This is a genomic window from Kribbella endophytica (assembly GCF_054781295.1).
Window position 1 is genome coordinate 59,558 of sequence record NZ_BAAGUR010000003.1, and the last position, 18,353, is coordinate 77,910.

Genomic DNA, 18,353 nt, shown 5'->3' on the forward strand with positions numbered 1-18,353 from the left:
GACGCCATGGAACCGCTGCGTGGGCGCTCGGCCGAGTTGGGCCGGCTGCTGGAGGCCATGCGCGCAGCGGACCAAGGCACTGCTTCGCTGACCGTCGTCACTGGTGAGCCGGGCATCGGGAAGTCGGCTCTGGTGCACGCGGCGGTCGAGCAGGCTGAGCGGCACGGGTTCGTGGTGGCCACGGCGGCCGCACACCAGACGGACAACATCAGTCCGCTCTCCTCACTCGCTCCGGCACTCCGGGCGGGCAAGGATCCGCTGATCGGGACCGAGCACTTCCTGGAGCTGGCTGCGCTCAACACTCAGCCGCTGTGGCTCGCTGAGCGACTGGCTGACCTCATCGGTCAGCGGCTCGCGGGCACGTCCGCTCTGTTGGTACTGGACGATGCACAGTGGTCCGACCCGCTCACTGGGTTCGTACTGCGGGTGGTGATCTCGCGGCTGGCCGACACCCAGGTCATGTGGCTGCTGGCGACTCGTCCTGCGCCAGGCGGTGTCACCGACCAGGTCGTTGATGCTCTGGGTGACCAGCTCCCCGTACACCACATCCAGCTGGCTCCGCTGGACACCGAGGCGGTGCTGCAGATCGCGGCGGACCGGCTGAACAAGCCTGTCGACGCTGCAATGACAGTCCGGCTCGGCGGCGCCCAGGGCGTTCCGTTTCTGGTCGAGCAGGTTGTCGCGGGGCTCTACCTGGCCGACGGGTCGCCGCAGGGCCCGCTGCCCGACGGGCTGGTCGAGGGCGTACGCCGACGGACGGCTGGGACGACCGAGCTGTGCCGGTCGCTGCTGCGGACGGCCGCTGTCTTCGGCAGCGAGTTCCGGCTGCAGGACGTTGCTGCGCTGATGGCCGAGGGTGTTGCTCGGCTGGCTGAGCCGCTGGACGAGGCGATCCGGGCTGGACTGCTGGCGGACAGCGGGGCCCACCTGACGTTCCGGCACGAGTTGCTGCGGGCCGCCGTACTGGCTGATGTGCCGCCGTCTGCCCAGCGGGCGCTGCACTCGGCGATCGCTGACCAGCTGCTGCTGACCGAGCAGGGCGCTTCGGCTGCTGCTCCGCACATCCTTGCTACAGCGGCTGTCGGGGACTTGGCCGCCATCAGCACGCTCCGCTCGGCTGCGCGCGATCTGCTCGTCACCATGTCGATCACGGCGTTGTCGGTGATCCAGGAGACGTTCCAGCTGACTCCGGCCGACCAGCCCATCCGCGGCGAGGTCGGTGCGGATGTGGTCGAGATCCTCGTGGTCGCCCACCAGTACGACGCCGCGCGGGCGTTCGCTGACGACCTGGTGGGTGGGACACCGCTCTACCAGGGTCCGGTGACCCCTGAGCTGATTGCTCGGGTCCGGCTGCTGCTGGCACCGCACGAGTGGGCAACCGGTGCGCTGGACACCTCCCGCCTCACAGTCGGCGGCTCACCACAGCCCTTGGCAGACCGCCTCAGTGCCTACCAAGTACTAGCCGGCGCAGCCGAGCCTTTCGAGACAGATGACCCGGTGACAAGCGCACTGCTTCAGCTCGCCCAGGCCGAGGAGGCGGCAGCCGAAGGCCGCTTCGCCGACGCTGCAGCTGCGTACGCCGCCGCGCGCTCAGCCGCGACATCCAGCGAGGTCGGCACACCACCGGCGGCACGCGTCGAGCTGGCCGAGCTGTTCTGCCTCGCTCAAGCAGGCGAACCGGCCGCCGCTCTCCAGCGGGTCTCCGACGGCTTTCCCGGCGACTCCTGGCTGGCGCCGCAGCTCGCCGTACTGCGGGCTCAGCTGGAGCTTGCTGTCGGCAACCTCCCCGCGGCGCGGGAAGCCGCTAAGGCGAGCCTCCGCTGGTCCGCCGAGTTCCACGACCCGTCCACCGAACCGATGGCCCGCCAGGTCCTCGCTCTGATCGCGCTGCTCCAGGGAGACCTTTCCGCCGCCCGTAAAGTCCCCGACGAGCCGGTCCGCGCTCTGCTCGCGATGGCCGACGGTGACTCGGCCGCGGCTCAGCGCCTCCTGGCGACGCCGCTGGACCACCCGATCCGGCTGGAGCTCCTGCTCCACGCGGTTACCCACTCCCCCGACACCGCGCAGACTGCCGCCGAGCTCTTGGCCGACCAGGCAGCGACTGCACCGGCCGTAGCCTCCACCGGTGCCGCCCAGCTGGTTGCTGCCGCCAACGAGCGTGACCTGACTGCCCTGACCGAGGCTGTCGAGCAACTGCGCAGCGGACAGCGCCCACTGCTCGTGGCGGCAGCCGAGGAGCTGCACGGCCGGGTAGAGCTCGAGCACGGCGACCGCAGTACGGGCATCGCCGCGCTGGAGCGTGCGCTCGACTCCTACACCCAGCTCGGCGCCACGGCGTTCGCCGTACCGGTGCAGGCGGTGCTGCAGGCGGCAGGAGTACGTCGGCGCCGCTGGTCCGCCGTACCGACACGGCCAGAGTCCGGCTGGGAGGCGCTGACGCCGATGGAGCGCAAGGTCGCGCTGCTCGTCGCGGACGGCCACACCAACCGGTCGGCGGCCGAGGAGCTGGTGCTGTCGGCCAGCACGGTCGGCACCCATCTGCGGAACGTGTTCAGCAAGCTCGAGGTCAACTCGCGCGTCCAGCTCACCCGGCTCGTGCTCCAGCGCTTCACCTCTCCCCCGAACGCATGAGTTTTGGGTGCACGCCCGCCCGTCGTCGCTGCTGACGAGGGCTGAGAGTTCCCGTTTTCGGTCGATCCGGCGAACCACCCCGGAGCGGTTTTCTAGGGGCACAAGGAAAACCGCGAACACGAACCGAGGACGAGACAATGAGCGAGAAGAACCCCACCGCGCTGCTGGTGCACGGCGCCTTCGCCGACGGCGGCAGCTGGGCCGGCGTGATCGCCGAGCTGGAGAACCGCGGCATCAAGGCGATCGCCGTACCGAACGACCTGTCCGGAGCGGCCGCCGACGGCCGCAAGGTGGCGGCGCTGGCCCGGGAGATCGACGGCCCGGTCGTGCTCGTCGGTCACTCGTACGGCGGTGCGGTGATCACCGCGGCCGCCAACGACGCCGACAACGTCACCGCGCTGGTCTACGTGACCGCGTTCGCGCTGGACGAGGGCGAGGGCATCCTGGAGTACCTCGGCAACTTCCCGGCCAACGAGCTCGGCACCTCGCTCGCGCCGCACCAGTTCGGCGAGGAGACCTACCTGAGCATCGCCGAGGACAAGTTCGCGAAGATCTTCGCCGCGGACGTCCCGGCCGGACAGGCCCTGGTGATGGGTCGCTCGCAGCGGCCGGTCGCGGGCGCCGCCTTCCACGAGAAGTCGGGCCCCGCGAGCTGGAAGCGGCTGCCGAGCTACTTCCTGGTCGCCACCGCCGACAACGCGATCCCGGTCGAGGCGCAGCGCGCGATGGCCGAGCGGGCCGGCGCGAAGGTCACCGAGGTCGACGGTTCGCACGCGGTCGCGGTCTCGCAGCCGCTGGCCGTCGCCGAGTTCGTCGCGAGCGCGGTCGAGGCAGGTGCGGACAAGTGAGCACCCGTCGCCGCTTCCTCGGCACCGTCGCCGGTGTCGCCTCCGCCGCCCTGCTGACCGTCGGCGTCACCACCGCCGCCGCCCGTCCCGCTGAGGTCGCCGGTCACTCCGGCCCGAAGCCGACCGTCGTCCTGCTGCACGGAGCGTTCGCGGACGGCTCCAGCTGGAACGAGGTCTCCGAACGCCTCCAGCGCGACGGCTACAAGGTCGTCGTACCGGCTGTGCCGCTGCGCAGCATCGCGGGTGACACGGAGTACCTGTCCGGCGTACTGGCCGGGATCCCGGGTCCGAAGGTGCTCGTCGGTCACTCGTACGGCGGTGCGCTGGTCAGCCAGCTGGCCGACACCCCTGGGGTCAAGTCGCTGGTGTACGTCGCGGCGTTCATCCCGCAGGCCGGCGAGACCATCGGCGACCTGAACGCGAAGTACCCCGGCAGCCAGATCGGCCCGGACACCACCAACCTCATCACGTACCCCGGTGGTGCCGACCTGATCATGAAGCCCGAGTCCTTCCGCCAGGTCTTCGCCGCCGACCTCCCCCGCAAGCAGGCCGCTCTGCTCGGCGCCTCCCAGCGCCCGGTCGCGGCAGCGGTCTTCGCCGAGAAGGTCCTCAAGACGGCACCCGCGGGTCTCCCCAAGTACGCCGTCGTCGCCACCGGCGACAAGGCCATCCCGCCCGCCGGCGAGCGCTTCATGGCGCAGCGAGCCCACGCCACCACCATCGAGGTCAACGGCTCCCACCTGGTAGCCCTCTCCCAGCCCGAGAAAGTCACCAACCTGATCGAACGCGCAGCGCGCTGAACACCTCCCGTGGGGTGGACCTGTCCCAGGTCCACCCCACGGGAATACCCACCTCAAGTGAAGTAGTTGTTGTTGTTCATGCGTATTGATGTCTGGTCCGATGTCGTCTGCCCCTGGTGCTACATCGGCAAGCGCCGCCTCGAGGAAGCGCTCGCGACCTCCGGCGAGCAGGCCGAGGTCGTCTACCACAGCTTCCAGCTCGACCCCGAAGCCACCAGCGACGACCCCCGCGACCTCGCCACCCGCCTCGGCGAGAAGTACGGCCGCGGCCGCGAGTGGGGTCTGCGGGCCAACGACCACGTGACCGGCGTGGCCCGCGAGGTCGGCCTCGACTTCAACTTCGACGTCGCCAAGTCCGCGAACACCGTCGACGCCCACCGCCTCCTCCACCTCGCCCGCGAGCTCGGCTCCTCGGGTGAGGTCCCCGCCGACACCCAGGCCCGGCTCAAGGAGCGCCTGCTGAAGGCGTACTTCACCGACGGCCTCCCGGTCGGCGACCACGCCACGCTCACCCAGCTCGCCACCGAGATCGGTCTCCCGGCCGACCGCGTCGCCGAGGTTCTCGCGAGTACGGCGTACGAGCAGGAAGTGGCAGCCGACCAGGCCCAGGCCCTCGCGTACGGCGCGAACGGCGTCCCGTTCTTCGTCATCGACGAGAAGTACGGCGTCAGCGGCGCCCAGCCGACCGAGGTCTTCACCGAAGCGCTGCGCCGAGCCGCCGCCGACCGCAAGCCGGTGACGCTCATCACCACCCCCGGCAGCACCGACGACGCCGCCTGCGGCCCGGACGGCTGCCCGATCTGAGGGTTGGGCGCGAGACACACGGGTACCTGGAGCCCAGATCGCTTGCCGGACGATGTAAGAAGGAGCCATGACTGTCGTGCGCGCACTGGCCAGGCCGTTGCTGTCCGTTCTCTTCGTCGTGCAAGGCGCGAACCAGCTGCGCAACCCGGAGCCGCTGGTTCCGAAGGCGCAGCCGGTCACCGACCGCCTGGTGCCGCTGGTCAAGCGGGTCGCCCCGCCGCAGGTCGGCGACCGAATCCCTGACACGACAGCCAACCTCGTCCGCCTGAACGGCGCCGCCCAGGTGATCGGCGGCCTCGCACTGGCGAGCGGCAAGGGCCGTCGCCTCGGCGCCGGCCTGCTGGCCGCCTCACTCGTACCGACGACGATGGCCGGGCACCCGTTCTGGCTGGAGAAGGACAAGCAGGCCAAGCAGGCCCAGCGCGTCCAGTTCATGAAGAACCTCGGACTGATGGGCGGCCTCCTGCTGGCGGCGGTCGACACCGAGGGCCAGCCGGGTCTGGTCTGGCGCGCGTCGCACGGCGCGAAGGCGGCCAAGCGGGAGACCAAGCGCGGCGCGAAGCTCGCCAAGCGCGAGACCAAGCAGCTCGCGAAGACCGCGCGTCGCGAGGCGAAGCTCGCTGCACAGACCGCACGGGCCGAGCTGCCGTTCATCTGAGTTCTATGGACAACCGGCACCTGGTTCAGGTGCCGGTTTTCTGCTGTCCAGAGCCCTGTGGACAGAGCGCGACGTCGTACGGCGGGCATGCCCTAGGCTCTTGAGCGACATCAGGTTTCGCTTGAGGAGTGTTATGGGGACGTCAGAGGGCTGGCCGGCACCGCGCCCGGCCGGTGCTGTCAGCGGCCGGGTCACCGTGCCGGGGTCGAAGTCGATCAGCAACCGTGCGCTGATCCTCGCCGCACTCGCGGACGGGCCCTCCACTCTCTCCGGCCTGCTCGCCGCCCGCGACACCGCGCTGATGAAGGCCGCGCTGGTCTCGCTCGGCGTCGGCATCAGCGAGCGCGACGGCCTCGTCACCGTCACGCCCGGCTCGCTCAAGGGCCCGGCTGACGTCGACTGCGGCCTGGCCGGCACCGTGATGCGTTTCGTCCCGCCGGTGGCCGCGCTGGCCGACGGCATCATCTCCTTCGACGGCGACCCGTACGCCCGTGAGCGCCCGATGAACGTCATCCTCGGCGCCCTGCGCACGCTCGGCGTCGAGATCGACGATCACGGCACCGGCCGGATGCCGTACGCCGTGAACGGCTCCGGCGCGGTCCGCGGCGGCGAGGTCACGCTCGACGCGTCCGGCTCGTCGCAGTTCGTCTCCGCGTTGCTGCTGGCCGGTGCGCGGTACGACGCAGGCGTCGACCTGCGTCACGACGGCAAGCCGGTGCCGTCGCAGCCGCACCTGGACATGTCGGTGGCGATGCTGCGCGAGCGTGGCGTCGCGGTCGACGACAGCGAGCCGAACCGCTGGATCGTTGCCCCCGGCCCGATTCGCGCGCTGGACACCGTGATCGAGCCCGACCTGTCGAACGCCGCGCCCTTCCTGGCCGCGGCCGTTGTCACCGGCGGGTCGGTGACCGTGACCGGGTGGCCGACGTCGACGACCCAGCCGGGTGGACAGCTGCCGGAGCTGCTGTCGCGCTTCGGCGCCGAGGTCTCGCTGGCCGACGGTGAGCTGACGGTCCGCGGGACCGGCCGGATCTCGGCGGTCGACCTGGACCTGAGCGAGGTCGGTGAGCTGTCGCCGGTGCTGGCGGCGATCGCCGTACTGGCCGACGGGCCGTCGTACTTCCGTGGCATCGCGCACCTGCGCAACCACGAGACGGACCGGCTGGCGGCGCTGGAGACCGAGTTCAACGCGCTCGGGAGCGACGTGACTCAGACACCTGACGGGCTGGAATTCCGCCCGAAGCCCTTGCACGGTGGACTTTTCGGCACGTACCACGACCACCGGATGGCGCACGCCGCCGCGGTGGTCGGACTGGCCGTCGACGGGATCGAGATCGAGAACATCGGCACCACCGCGAAGACGCTGCCGGAGTTCCCCGAGCTGTGGTCCGCGTTGGTCGGATGAGCACGCACGTGGGACTGCCTGCCGAGGTCGCGGACCTTGCGCACCCGGGCGACACTGTGTCGGGGGCCGAGGCCTGATGTCGCGGTACGACGAGGAAGCCAAGTACGACCGGCCCAAGCGCCGGACCCGGCCGCGGACCAAGGACCGGCCGACGTACGACGACGCTGTCACCGGGTTCGTGATCACCCGCGACCGCGGGCGGTACACGACCTGGGTCGGTGAGGGCGATCGCGTCGTGACCGCGATGAAGGCCCGCCAACTCGGCCGCAAGGGCGTCATCGTCGGCGACCGCGTCAAACTCGACGGCGACGCGACCGGGGACGAAGGCACGCTGGCCCGGATCGTCGAGGTCCTCCCGCGCACCACCCTGCTCCGCCGCTCGGCCGACGACGACGATCCCGTCGAGCGCCCGCTGGTCGCGAACGCGGATCAGTTGGTGATCGTGGTCTCCGTCGCCAACCCCGAGCCACGCACCCGGCTGATCGACCGCTTCCTCGTCGCGGCGTACGACGCCGGCATGCGCCCGCTCCTCTGCCTCACCAAGACCGATCTGGCCGACCCCGAACCACTCCTCTCGACGTACCGCCCGCTAGGCGTCGAGTCGGTCGCCACCCAGCAAGGCGGCAACCTCGACGACCTGAAGGAACAGCTCCGCGATCACACGTCGGTCATGGTCGGCCACTCCGGCGTCGGCAAGTCCACCCTCGTCAACGCCCTGGTCCCCGGCACCAACCGAGCCATCGGCGTCGTCAACGACAACACCGGCCGAGGCCGCCACACCTCCACCAGCGCCCTCCTCCTCCGACTTCCCGAAGGCGGCTGGATCGTGGACACCCCCGGCATCCGCTCCTTCGGCCTGGCCCACGTCCAAGCGGACCAACTCATCCACGCCTTCGCCGACCTGGCCGCCGAAACCACCAACTGCCCCCGAGCCTGCGGCCACTCCGAGTCAGACCCCGGCTGCGCCCTCGACGAAGCAGTAGCCGAAGGCCGCATCGAAGCCGAACGAGTAGCCTCCTTCCGCCGCCTGCTGGCCAGCCGAGAGGGCCGCCCCGACCCCGCCTGAGACAGATCTTGTGAGGCTAGCCTTACCTAAGGCTAGAATACGAGTATGCGCATCGGTCTCGTCCCGCTCGACCTCCACCTCCGGCACAGCAGTTGCCTTCGGCAAGGGGTAGCCCGATGACCGCCGTCGTGATGTGCACCGTGACCGCCGTACGGCGGACCAGCCCGTCGTTCCTCACCATCACGCTCGCCGGCTGCGAGACCTTGGAGACCGGTGGGTTCGACCAGCGGATCAAGATCCTGCTCGCCCAACCCGGTCAGCCCGAGCCCGTCCTCCCGCCGGCCGACAACTGGTACGGCGCCTACCGCGAGATGGCCGACGACGTCCGCCCGATCATGCGCACGTTCACCATCCGGGCCCAGCGCGGCGCGGAGATCGACATCGAGTTCGCCCTGCACGGCGACGCCGGCCCGGCGTCGGCCTGGGCGCAGTCCGCCGTACCGGGCAGCCGGCTCGGCATCATCGGGCCCGAGATCAGCAACGCCCCGAAGGCGTACCAGTACGCGCCGGACTCGCCCGACTGGCAGCTGCTCGTCGGCGACGACACCGCCGTACCGGCACTCGCGTCGATCATCGAGTCCCTCCCCGCCGGCACCGTCGCGCGCGCGTTCGTCCAAGTCCCGCACGCCGCCGACGTCCGCGAGTTCGACACCGCGGCGGACCTCGAGATCGCCTGGTGCGTCGGCACCGGCCTCGCCGACGCTGTCCGCGAGGCCAAGCTTCCGGACGGTACGCCGTACGCGTGGGTGGCGGGCGAGGCCGGCATCGTGCGCGACATCCGCCGCCACCTCACCGGCACGCTCGAGTGGGACAGCAAGCCGCACTACTTCGGCGGCTACTGGAAGTCCGGCCAGTCGGAGGGCTAGCTACTTCGGGGGCAGCTGTCCGTCCCACACAGCCTTCGCGCCGGCGTCGCCGGTCCGAATCGTCTGGTAGATCACCAGTACGCCGACCACAACCACAGCCGCGCTCAGCACCCATTCGAGCGGTTGGCTCTTGGTTGCCTTGGCACCCTTCCCGCTCGCCAACGCCGAAGGCCCGGCCAGCAGCAGGAACGCGACCACCACGAGCACCGCGAACCCGACCACGAACCAGAACAGCAGATCCCCGCGGTCCTGGTGCAACTTCACCGCCGGCTCCAGCTCCGGGATCGCCGCCAGGAACGCTTCGCCGCTCTCCTTGGCGACGAACGCCACCACCAGCCCGGCCAGCCCGAGCAGCAGCGCCGGCCACCGCAGCAGCCACCGCCACTTCGGCATCACCGCGAACACGATCGCCGTCAGCGCCGCCACCGGCAGCACCACCACGGCGGCGTGAATCACCAGCACATGCAGAGGAAGATCCCCGAAGCGCTCGAACATGACGACTCCCGTGGCTCGGCCGAAGTGAACTAACACTAACTGCACGTTCAACCACCCAAAACGGTTCAATCAGCCTAGTCCTTCACCTGCCGTACGACGCCCACCCGCGCCCTCCCGCTCGCCGGCGCGGCGGAGGCAGGGACGGCGCACAGCGGGCAACCCAAGACCCATCAGTTCGTCGTACGGCGGACCGTCCACCCACCGGTGAGCCCCGCGCAGGTAGCCTTCCGGCATGCCTTCGCACACGGACGACCTGCGGCTTGCGCACATCCTGGCTGATGACGCGGACTCGACCACGATGGATCGGTACAAGGCGCTCGACCTGCACGTCGCCACGAAGCCGGATCTGACGCCGGTGAGCGACGCGGACCGCCGCGTCGAGGACGTCATGCGCAAGACGCTCTCGCGGGCGCGGCCCCGGGACGCGTTCGTGGGGGAAGAGGAAGGCACCACCGGCTGGGGTCCCCGGCGCTGGGTCGTCGACCCGATCGACGGGACCAAGAACTACATCCGCGGCGTCCCGGTCTGGGCGACGCTGATCAGCTTGATGATCGAGGACCAGGTCGTCGTCGGGGTGGTGTCCGCGCCGGCGCTGCAGCGGCGGTGGTGGGCGTCGTACGGCGACGGCGCCTGGACCGGCCGCGCGCTGATGTCCGCGCAGCCGTGTCGTGTGAGTGACGTGAGCAAGATCGAGGACGCTTCGCTGTCGTACTCGTCGCTCAAGGGCTGGGACAAGCTCGGCAAGCGCGACCAGTGGGCCGACCTGATGGACGACGCCTGGCGCACGCGCGCGTACGGCGACTTCTGGTCGTACATGCTCGTGGCCGAAGGGGCCGTCGACATCGCGGCCGAGCCGGAGCTCAACCTGTACGACATGGCCGCGCTGTCGATCATCGTCGACGAGGCCGGCGGCAAGTTCACCTCCGTCGACGGAGAGCCAGGCCCGAACGGCGCCAACGCCGTCGCCACCAACGGCCGCCTCCACGAAGAAGTCCTCAACCGCCTGTCCGGCAAGGAGAACTAAGCACCAGGCGGCGGCGCCGTCGACTCCCGGAAGATCAGCCGGTTGATCGTCCGATCAGCCGGCTCCGGAGCCGGCTCACCGCTGATCTCCGCCAGCAGCCGCAGGATTGCGTCCCGCCCCTGCGCCTCCCGGTCCACCGCGACGGTCGACAACGACGGCGTAGCGAACTTTCCCATCACCTCGTCGTCCCACCCGAAGACACTCACGTCGCCGGGCACCGACCACCCGCGCGACAGCGCGCCCCGAACCACTCCCATCGCGACCACATCGTTGGCCGCGACGACAGCAGTCACCCCGCAATCACCATCAAGCGCGGTGATCGCGTCGAAGCCCGACTGCGCAGTCCAGTCACCGTCGTACACCCCGACAGACTCCAGTCCGAGCCGCGCGATCGCCTCCAGGTAGACAGCCTTCCGATTCCGCGCCGACGCGAAGTCCTGGTCACCCGCCACGTGGAAGAACGACCGATGCCCCAGCGACGCCAGGTACTCGACGATCTCCACGATCTCCGACGCTGCCGCGAGCTCGCCGAGCCCGCGCAGCTTGTCGTCGTACGTCTCACTCTCGACGATCGGTACCTGCTGCAGCCGCTTGCTCTTCAGCCCGGTCGGTGAGATCGCCAGGATCCCCTCGACCTGACCCGACCGCGCCAGATCCTCGATCCGTGCCGACCGCGCCCGCTGGCCACCTTCGACACTGACCACCTCGACCTGATACCCCGCGCGATGCGCCGTCTCGGACGCCGCCGCAAGCAGGCGACCCGGAAAGTGCGGCCCAGCAGCGAGCACGATCGCGAGCCGGTTGGTCCGCCGCGTCCGCATCGAGCGGGCCACCAGATTCGGCCGGTAGTCCAGCGACTTGACCGCGAACTCGACCTTGATCCGGGTCTTCGGCTTCAGGCTGTCCGCGTCCTGCAGATAGCGCGACACGGTCGTGTGCGAGACCCCCGCCAACCGTGCCACCTGATGGATCGTCGCCGGCCGTTTCGGCTCCACGTCAACCACCTTCCCCTCCGCAGCCCCGGCTGCGGCACACACGTTAGCCGATCCCCACGACCACCGCAGCAGAATCTACAACGATTGACCTGGAGCCTGTCCGATAGCGGAACAAGGGGTTGACACCCCCAGACGGCTGCGGTTAGCTACCGGATCAGAAGTGGATCGATCACATTTTATTGATTGACCCCGGGAGCGCCTATGAGCGATGCCGCCCGCAGCCGAAAACTTTCCTTTCGCGAGCGTTTACGACGAGATTATCCTGTCCTCTTGCTGGCTATTCCCGGCATGTTGGTCATCTTCGCCTTCCAGTACTACCCGCTGTGGGGCAACGTCATTGCCTTCCAGGACTACCAGCCGTACCTCGGTGTCGGCCAGAGTCTGTGGTCGGGCGTGGAGAACTTCACCACCGTCTTCAACGGCGACCCGGAGTTCCTCAACGCGGTCAAGAACACGCTGGTCCTGACGCTGATCCAGACCGTCATCGTCTTCCCGGCGCCGATCGTGGTCGCGCTGGTCCTGCACAGCCTGCTGTCGAACCGGCTGCGGCAGATCGTCCAGACGATCATCTACGTCCCGCACTTCATGTCCTGGGTGATCGTGGTCGCCGTCTTCCAGCAGGTCCTGGGCGGCACCGGCATGATCAACAACTGGTTGCGGGCCCACGGCTACGACCCGCTGAACATCATCGGCAACGCCGACGCGTTCCGTGGTCTGCTCACCTCACAGGTGATGTGGAAGGACACCGGCTGGGCGACGATCCTGTTCCTGGCCGTGCTGTCGCAGATCGACAAGTCCCTGTACGAGGCGTCCGCCGCGGACGGCGCCGGACGGTGGCGGCAGACCTGGCACGTGACGCTGCCCGGCCTGAAACCGATCATCATCCTGCTGCTGATCCTCAAGCTCGGCGACTCGCTCACGGTCGGTTTCGAGCAGATCATCCTGCAGCAGCAGGGCGTCGGAGTCGATGCGAGCGAAGTGCTCGACACCTACGTCTACAACAACGGGATCATCGGCGGCGACTGGGGCGTGGCCGCCGCGGTCGGCCTGGTGAAGAGCGTCGTCGCGCTGACGCTCGTCCTGCTGGCCAACAAGTTCGCGCACCGCCTGGGCGAGGAAGGGGTGTACCGCGGATGAGCAACAAGATCCTCGTCGGTGGAATGCCGATGCCCGGCTGGCCCGAGCGCATCATCAAGGCCGTCTTCCTCACCGTGATCTGCGCGGTGGTCGTACTGCCCTTCGTGGGTGTCATCTCGACCAGCCTCGCGACGCCGAAGCAGGTCATCGAGGCCGGCGGGTTCGTGATGCTGCCGACGCACGGGTTCGACCTGTCGGCGTACAAGTCGATCCTGTCCGGCGGGACGGTGACGCAGGCCCTTCTGGTGAGCGCCTTCATCACCGCCGTCGGTACGACGATCGCGCTGTTCCTCACCTGCACCCTCGGCTGGGCACTGAGCCGGCGCGGCACGTTCGGCAACAAGCAGTTGCTGCTGCTCGTCCTGGTCAGCCTGCTGTTCAACCCCGGCCTGATCCCGACGTACCTGGTGGTCCAGCAGTTCGGTCTGCTGGACAGCCTGTGGGCCGTGATCCTGCCGATCTCGGTCAGCGCGTTCAACGTGATCGTCGTCCGCGCGTACTTCGTCGGGCTCCCTGGTGAGGTGCTCGACTCGGCCCGGATCGACGGCGCGTCGGAGTGGAAACTCTTCTGGCACATCGGCCTGCCGCTGTCGAAGGCGGTGGTCGCCGTGGTCGGCCTGTTCTACGGCGTCGGCTACTGGAACAGCTTCTTCGGCGCCCTGCTCTACCTGAACGACGCCAGCAAATGGCCGTTGCAACTCGTCCTGCGCACGTACGTCGTGAACGGCGTCGAAATCGGCGCCCAGGACCTCGGTGGCGCGAGTGAGGCGCTACCACCCCAGACGTCGATCCAAATGGCGATTCTGATGATTTCCATCATTCCCATTCTGTGCGTCTATCCCTTCGTCCAGCGGCATTTCGCCAAGGGCGTCCTGACCGGCGCCGTCAAGGGCTGACACGAGAAAGGCAGAACCATGAACACTGGTGATTCACGGCTCAGCCGCCGGGCCTTGCTGGGCGGCGTCGGGGCCCTCGGTCTGACCGGCGTCGTCGGCGCCTGCTCCAACGAGGGCCGCGGTGGCGCCGCCGGAAAGAACGGCAACGCACCGCAGTCCCAGGTCCGGCCGGCGTACGTGCCGTACACGGGCGTCAAGCCGGACCTGGCCGGTGCCGACTACAAGATCCCGGACGCGTTCACGCGCTACCCGGCCAACCCGGTCCGGGCCATCACGACGCCGCCGGGCGACGGCAAGCCGATCGAGGTGCTGACCTTCACCAACACCCCGATCCCGCCGAAGCTCGAGCAGAACCGCTTCTGGCAGGAGTTCAACAAGCGGGTCGGCTCGCCGGTCTCGGTGAGTCTGACGCCGTCGGTGGACTACACCCAGAAGTTCGCCACCTCGGTCGCGGGCGACCGGCTCGGCGACATCTTCATGGTCGGCGGCGTACCGCAGGTCCCGAGCCTGCTGGAGGCCAAGGCCGCGGACCTGACCCCGCACCTGTCCGGCGACAAGATCAAGAAGTACCCGTTCCTGGCGAACCTGCCCGAGGTGCACTGGAACTCCTGCATCTTCGGCAACAAGATCTACGCCGTACCGGTCCCCCGCGGAGCGATCAGCTCCCAGGCCCTCTACACCCGCGCGGACATCCTCGAGAAGCAAGGCGTCGACGCCGAGCTCAAGAGCCCCGACGACTTCCTCGAGCTGTGCAAGGCGCTGACGGACCGCCGGCAGAACCGGTTCGCGCTGGCGACCTCACCGACGCCGTTCGTCCGGAACATGTTCGACATGCCGAACACCTGGAGCGAGGACGGCAAGAAGGTCGTCAGCTACTACGAGCACGACGCCCACGGCGACGTCTTCGAGATCCTGCGCAAGCTCTGGACGTCGGGCTACATCCACCCCGACGCGTTCTCGGGCCAGAATCAGGACATGAAGGTCAGGTTCGGCAACGGCTCCAGCCCGCTGGTCGTCGACACGTTCAGCGGCTGGCCGAGCTACCTGCAGACCGCGGTCAACCCCGAGGCGCGGATCGGCATCATCGCGCCGCCCAAGCACGACGGCTCGGGACAGGGCAAGATCTGGCTGGGTGCTCCCAACCTCAGTACGACGGCGATCAGCAAGAAGGCCGAGGGCCGGATCGAGACGATGCTGGCCTACCTGAACTTCCTGGCGGCGCCGTTCGGGACCCAGGAGTACCTGTTCCGCAAGTTCGGTCTGCCGGCCCTGCACCACCGGGTCGTCGACGGCAACCCCGTGCTCACCGACCGCGGTTTCAGCGAGACCCAGCTCGGTCTGATGTACACGGCCGACGGACCGTGGACGATCTTCCTGCCGGAGAAGGAGGGCAACAGCCAGGCGGAGTTCGAGGCGATGAAGAAGACCTGCCCGGACGCCTTGGCCAACCCGGTCGCCGGTCTGTACTCCGAGACCAACGTCCGCAAGGGCCCGCAGCTGACCGCCGACATGGACCAGGTCACCAGCGACATCATTCAAGGACGCAAACCGGTCTCGGCCTGGGCCGATGCGGTCAAGAAGTGGAAGAGCGGCGGTGGGGACAAGATCGCCGAGGAGTACGCCGAAGCACTCGAAGCATCGCGTTGACGCGAAAGGAAGACCTTTGACATCCACGCAACCTGTCAGGTTCGCCGCGGTCGGACTCGACCACGCGCATATTCACGGCCAGATCGCCGGGCTGATCAAGGCCGGCGGAGAGTTCGTCGCGATGGCCACCGACGACCCGTCGTCGGGCGTCGCCAACCAGGTCCGCGAGCGGTACCCCGACGTACCGTACGTCGACAACGCTGACGAGCTGATCGCCCGCGACGACCTCGATCTGATCGTCACCGCCGCGATCCCGGACCGCCGCGGACCGATCGCCGTCGCCGCACTGCGGTCCGGCAAGGACGTCGTCGCCGACAAGCCCGGCTGTGTCAGCCACGACCAGCTCGAGGAGATCGAGAAGGCGGTCGCCGAGACCGGCCGGTTCTGGTCGGTGACGTTCTCCGAGCGCTTCGAGGTCGCGTCGGCGATCAAGGCCGGCCAACTGGTCCGCGAGGGCCGGATCGGGACCGTCGTCCAGACCATCGGCCTCGGCCCGCACCGGATCGGTGACCGCGGCCACCTCGGCGGCAACGCCGGGCGCCCGGACTGGTTCTACGAGAAGGAGCGCTACGGCGGCATCCTGGCCGACATCGCCTCGCACCAGATCGACCAGTTCCTCTGGTACACCGACTCGCGCACGGCCGAGGTGGTGACGAGCTCGGTCGGGAACTTCGCCAACCCGGACAAGCCCGGTCTGCAGGACTTCGGCGACCTGCTGCTGCGCAGCGACCACGCCCAGGGCTACATCCGGGTCGACTGGTACACCCCGGCCGGCCTCGGGACCTGGGGCGACGGCCGGCTGATGATCCTCGGCACCGAGGGCTACATCGAGCTGCGCAAGTACGTCGACATCGCCGGCCGCGACGGCGGCAACCACCTGTTCGTCGTCGACGGGGAGAAGACCGAGTACATCGACTGCTCCGACGTCGAGCTGACCTACTTCCCCGATCTCATCCGCGACGTCCGGGAGCGGACCACGACGGCGGCGCCGCAGGAGCACACCTTCGAGACCATGCGGCTCGCGCTGACCGCGCAGCAGAACGCCGCCGTACGAGGAGCCGCCCAGTGACAGCCAACCTGAAGGTCGCGGTGGTCGGTGCCGGAGGCATAAGTCGCCGGCATGCCGAAGCCTTCGCCAGTACAGGCCGTACGACGCTGGTCGGCGTCGCCGACATCGTCGCCGAGAACGCGCAGGCGCTGGCCGACAAGCACGGGTCGAAGCCGTTCAAGAGTGTGACGGAACTGCTGGCCGCGGCCGATCCCGACCTGGTCACGGTGACGACGCCGCCGGGCAGCCACGCCGAGATCGCGATCGAGGTGCTGGCGGCCGGGAAGTCCGTCCTGCTGGAGAAGCCGCCGGTGCTCAGCCTGGCCGAGATGGACGCGGTCGCCGAGGCCGAGGTGTCCAGCGAAGGCTCGGTGTACGTCGTCTTCCAGCACCGGCACGGTTCCGGGGCTGTTCGCGCGGCCGAGCTCCTGGCCGACGGCGCCCTGGGCGCTCCGCAGGTCGCGGTCTGCGAGACGTTGTGGTTCCGGCCGCGGCCGTACTTCGACCCGGAGTGGCGCGGGACGTGGGTCGGTGAGGGTGGTGGTCCGACGCTGGGCCACGGCATTCACCAGATCGACCTGCTGCTGCACCTGCTCGGACCGTGGCGCACGATCAACGCCACCGCCGTACGGCTGGATCGTCCGGTCGAGTTCGAGGACGTGTCGATGGCGTCGGTGATCTTCGAGAGCAACGCGGTGGCGAGCGTGATCAACAGCCTGCTCTCGCCGCAGGAGCTCAGCCGGATCCGGATCGACACCACCGGAGGGTCGCTGGAGGTCAACCACCTGTACGGCTACAAGGACGCCGACTGGAAGTTCACTCCGGCGCCCGACGCGGCTGACACGTGGGCGTCGTCCGCAGGTGAGGACGTTGCCAGCAGCCACGAAGCCCAGCTCGGGCGGCTGGTCGACGACCTGCTGGCCGGCCGGACCCACGAGACCACCCTGGCCAGCACCCGGCCGACGATGGAGTTCGTCACCGCCCTGTACGCGTCCGCCCTGACCGGGCAGTCCGTACGCCGTGCCGACCTGGTCCCCGGCCACCCGTTCTACCAAGCACTCAACGGCGGGATCGACCAAGCGAAGCTCAGCGAGTCCTTCGCGCCGTGACAAGCTGAGTGGCCCCTCGCTCGGGCGGGGCGAGGGGTCACCAGGCGCAGCGGAAGCCCAGGTTGCCGGCACTGCTGGTCGGGTCGTTGGAGGAGCGCGCCGCTACCCGGTAGCGGTTGCAGTAGGAGTGGTGGCACAGGTACGAGCCGCCACGCATGGCACGGTTCTCGTTCCAGGCGTCGCCGGTCCACTCCCAGACGTTGCCGACCACCTCGTACAGGCCGTAGCCGTTCGGCGGGTAGGTCCGGACCGGCGCCGTACCGCGGTGTCCGTCGTCCAGGGTGTTCTTGACCGGGAACGTACCCTGCCAGATGTTGCACAGGTGCTGGCCCTCCGGCGTGAGGTCGTCGCCCCAGGGGAACCGCTTCTGCTCCAGCCCGCCGCGCGCAGCACGCTCCCACTCGGGCTCACTCGGCAGGCGACCTCCGGCCCACGTGCAGAAGGCCACGGCATCCGACCAGGAGACGTGGACGACCGGGTGATCGGACCGGTCGGTCAGATCTGAGTCCGGCCCTTCGGGGTGGTCCCAGGTCGCGCCGGAGACCCCGCACCACCATGGGGTCGCCTCCGGACGCTCACTGACCTTCCGTACGGCGGCCGGAAGGAACCCGGCGAACACGAAGCTCCAGCCGAAGTGCTCAGCCTCGGTCACGTGCCCGGTCGCCTCGACGAACTCGGCGAACTGCACGTTGGTCACCGCGGTGACCCCGATGGCGTAGCTGTCCACCGCCACCTTCCGGATCGGCCCTTCACCGTCCGCGGGAAAGCCGTCGGCGTCCTCGGTCCCCATCAGGAAGGCGCCGGCCTCGATCCGCACCCGCTCCAGCGCCGACTCCCCCGAAGCGACCACAGGCACAGGCCGCCGTACAGGGCCGCTGGATGAGCGCCGCGGGCTGCAGCAGCTGTCCTCAGCCACAGTCGTCT

At 69.0% G+C, this 18,353-nt stretch carries 17 protein-coding genes; 14 read left to right on the top strand and 3 right to left on the bottom strand.

The features are described from left to right. Positions 1-6 precede the first annotated feature (6 nt). The 8 genes from ACYVIO_RS26585 to ACYVIO_RS26620 all read left to right on the top strand — a co-directional run bounded on the left by ACYVIO_RS26585 (position 7) and on the right by ACYVIO_RS26620 (position 9,078). Entirely contained in the window at positions 7-2,631 is a 2,625-nt protein-coding gene (locus ACYVIO_RS26585; protein ID WP_460653622.1) for an ATP-binding protein, read from the top strand. Between the two features lie 137 nt (positions 2,632-2,768). Beyond that, entirely contained in the window at positions 2,769-3,479 is a 711-nt protein-coding gene (locus tag ACYVIO_RS26590; protein ID WP_460653623.1) for an alpha/beta fold hydrolase, read from the top strand. Next, positions 3,476-4,279: an alpha/beta fold hydrolase gene (locus ACYVIO_RS26595; protein WP_460653624.1), complete on the top strand. Its 804-nt coding sequence runs from the start codon at positions 3,476-3,478 to the stop codon at positions 4,277-4,279. The genes ACYVIO_RS26590 and ACYVIO_RS26595 overlap by 4 nt, the downstream gene beginning before the upstream one ends. 78 nt (positions 4,280-4,357) lie before the next feature. Then, entirely contained in the window at positions 4,358-5,083 is a 726-nt protein-coding gene (locus tag ACYVIO_RS26600) for a DsbA family oxidoreductase (RefSeq protein WP_460653625.1), read from the top strand. A 67-nt stretch (positions 5,084-5,150) separates the two neighbouring features. Beyond that, the gene (locus tag ACYVIO_RS26605; protein ID WP_460653626.1) at positions 5,151-5,741 is read left to right on the top strand and encodes a DoxX family protein; all 591 of its coding nucleotides are present in this window, start codon (positions 5,151-5,153) and stop codon (positions 5,739-5,741) included. Between the two features lie 133 nt (positions 5,742-5,874). Then, the gene (gene aroA / locus ACYVIO_RS26610) at positions 5,875-7,146 is read left to right on the top strand and encodes a 3-phosphoshikimate 1-carboxyvinyltransferase (RefSeq protein ID WP_460653627.1); all 1,272 of its coding nucleotides are present in this window, start codon (positions 5,875-5,877) and stop codon (positions 7,144-7,146) included. Positions 7,147-7,222: 76 nt separating this feature from the next. After that, on the top strand, positions 7,223-8,212 hold the full coding sequence (rsgA, locus tag ACYVIO_RS26615; protein WP_460653628.1) for a ribosome small subunit-dependent GTPase A: 990 nt from the start codon (positions 7,223-7,225) through the stop codon (positions 8,210-8,212). A 116-nt stretch (positions 8,213-8,328) separates the two neighbouring features. Beyond that, on the top strand, positions 8,329-9,078 hold the full coding sequence (locus tag ACYVIO_RS26620; RefSeq protein ID WP_460653629.1) for a siderophore-interacting protein: 750 nt from the start codon (positions 8,329-8,331) through the stop codon (positions 9,076-9,078). Here ACYVIO_RS26620 and ACYVIO_RS26625 read toward each other — a convergent pair whose 3' ends face one another. Continuing rightward, entirely contained in the window at positions 9,079-9,573 is a 495-nt protein-coding gene (locus ACYVIO_RS26625) for a DUF2231 domain-containing protein (RefSeq protein WP_460653630.1), read from the bottom strand. A 232-nt stretch (positions 9,574-9,805) separates the two neighbouring features. Between ACYVIO_RS26625 and hisN the strand changes: the two genes are divergently transcribed. Continuing rightward, positions 9,806-10,597, top strand: coding sequence for a histidinol-phosphatase (hisN, locus tag ACYVIO_RS26630; RefSeq protein ID WP_460653631.1), 792 nt, complete (start codon positions 9,806-9,808; stop codon positions 10,595-10,597). On the opposite strand, the gene ACYVIO_RS26635 is transcribed toward hisN, so the two are convergent. Then, complete coding sequence (locus ACYVIO_RS26635) at positions 10,594-11,592, bottom strand: LacI family DNA-binding transcriptional regulator (protein WP_460653632.1); 999 nt, start codon at positions 11,590-11,592, stop codon at positions 10,594-10,596. The two genes, hisN and ACYVIO_RS26635, sit on opposite strands and share 4 nt — an antisense overlap. Before the next feature lie 288 nt (positions 11,593-11,880). Here ACYVIO_RS26635 and ACYVIO_RS26640 point away from each other — a divergent pair, with 288 nt between their 5' ends. From ACYVIO_RS26640 to ACYVIO_RS26660, 5 genes are read left to right on the top strand one after another with little or no spacing between them, the layout of a single operon-like run. Continuing rightward, positions 11,881-12,729, top strand: coding sequence for an ABC transporter permease (locus ACYVIO_RS26640; RefSeq protein WP_460653633.1), 849 nt, complete (start codon positions 11,881-11,883; stop codon positions 12,727-12,729). Continuing rightward, positions 12,726-13,625, top strand: a complete 900-nt coding sequence (locus ACYVIO_RS26645) for a carbohydrate ABC transporter permease (protein ID WP_460653634.1) — start codon at positions 12,726-12,728, stop codon at positions 13,623-13,625. Before ACYVIO_RS26640 ends, ACYVIO_RS26645 begins: the two co-directional genes overlap by 4 nt. Positions 13,626-13,643: 18 nt before the next feature. Further along, positions 13,644-15,272: an extracellular solute-binding protein gene (locus tag ACYVIO_RS26650; RefSeq protein WP_460653635.1), complete on the top strand. Its 1,629-nt coding sequence runs from the start codon at positions 13,644-13,646 to the stop codon at positions 15,270-15,272. Positions 15,273-15,288: 16 nt separating this feature from the next. After that, positions 15,289-16,341, top strand: coding sequence for a Gfo/Idh/MocA family protein (locus ACYVIO_RS26655; protein ID WP_460653636.1), 1,053 nt, complete (start codon positions 15,289-15,291; stop codon positions 16,339-16,341). Continuing rightward, positions 16,338-17,429: a Gfo/Idh/MocA family protein gene (locus ACYVIO_RS26660; RefSeq protein ID WP_460653637.1), complete on the top strand. Its 1,092-nt coding sequence runs from the start codon at positions 16,338-16,340 to the stop codon at positions 17,427-17,429. The genes ACYVIO_RS26655 and ACYVIO_RS26660 overlap by 4 nt, the downstream gene beginning before the upstream one ends. 37 nt (positions 17,430-17,466) lie before the next feature. Here ACYVIO_RS26660 and ACYVIO_RS26665 read toward each other — a convergent pair whose 3' ends face one another. Continuing rightward, a complete protein-coding gene (locus ACYVIO_RS26665) occupies positions 17,467-18,345 on the bottom strand; it encodes a formylglycine-generating enzyme family protein (protein ID WP_460653638.1) in 879 nt (292 codons plus the stop codon). Positions 18,346-18,353 lie beyond the last annotated feature (8 nt).

Bases quoted from the DNA above. Each gene is read 5' to 3' on its own strand.
- ACYVIO_RS26585 (WP_460653622.1), top strand. From the start codon at position 7: ATGGAACCGCTGCGTGGGCGCTCGGCCGAGTTGGGCCGGCTGCTGGAG.
- ACYVIO_RS26590 (WP_460653623.1), top strand. From the start codon at position 2,769: ATGAGCGAGAAGAACCCCACCGCGCTGCTGGTGCACGGCGCCTTCGCC.
- ACYVIO_RS26600 (WP_460653625.1), top strand. From the start codon at position 4,358: ATGCGTATTGATGTCTGGTCCGATGTCGTCTGCCCCTGGTGCTACATC.
- ACYVIO_RS26605 (WP_460653626.1), top strand. From the start codon at position 5,151: ATGACTGTCGTGCGCGCACTGGCCAGGCCGTTGCTGTCCGTTCTCTTC.
- aroA (WP_460653627.1), top strand. From the start codon at position 5,875: ATGGGGACGTCAGAGGGCTGGCCGGCACCGCGCCCGGCCGGTGCTGTC.
- rsgA (WP_460653628.1), top strand. From the start codon at position 7,223: ATGTCGCGGTACGACGAGGAAGCCAAGTACGACCGGCCCAAGCGCCGG.
- ACYVIO_RS26620 (WP_460653629.1), top strand. From the start codon at position 8,329: ATGACCGCCGTCGTGATGTGCACCGTGACCGCCGTACGGCGGACCAGC.
- ACYVIO_RS26625 (WP_460653630.1), bottom strand. From the start codon at position 9,573: ATGTTCGAGCGCTTCGGGGATCTTCCTCTGCATGTGCTGGTGATTCAC.
- hisN (WP_460653631.1), top strand. From the start codon at position 9,806: ATGCCTTCGCACACGGACGACCTGCGGCTTGCGCACATCCTGGCTGAT.
- ACYVIO_RS26640 (WP_460653633.1), top strand. From the start codon at position 11,881: ATGTTGGTCATCTTCGCCTTCCAGTACTACCCGCTGTGGGGCAACGTC.
- ACYVIO_RS26645 (WP_460653634.1), top strand. From the start codon at position 12,726: ATGAGCAACAAGATCCTCGTCGGTGGAATGCCGATGCCCGGCTGGCCC.
- ACYVIO_RS26650 (WP_460653635.1), top strand. From the start codon at position 13,644: ATGAACACTGGTGATTCACGGCTCAGCCGCCGGGCCTTGCTGGGCGGC.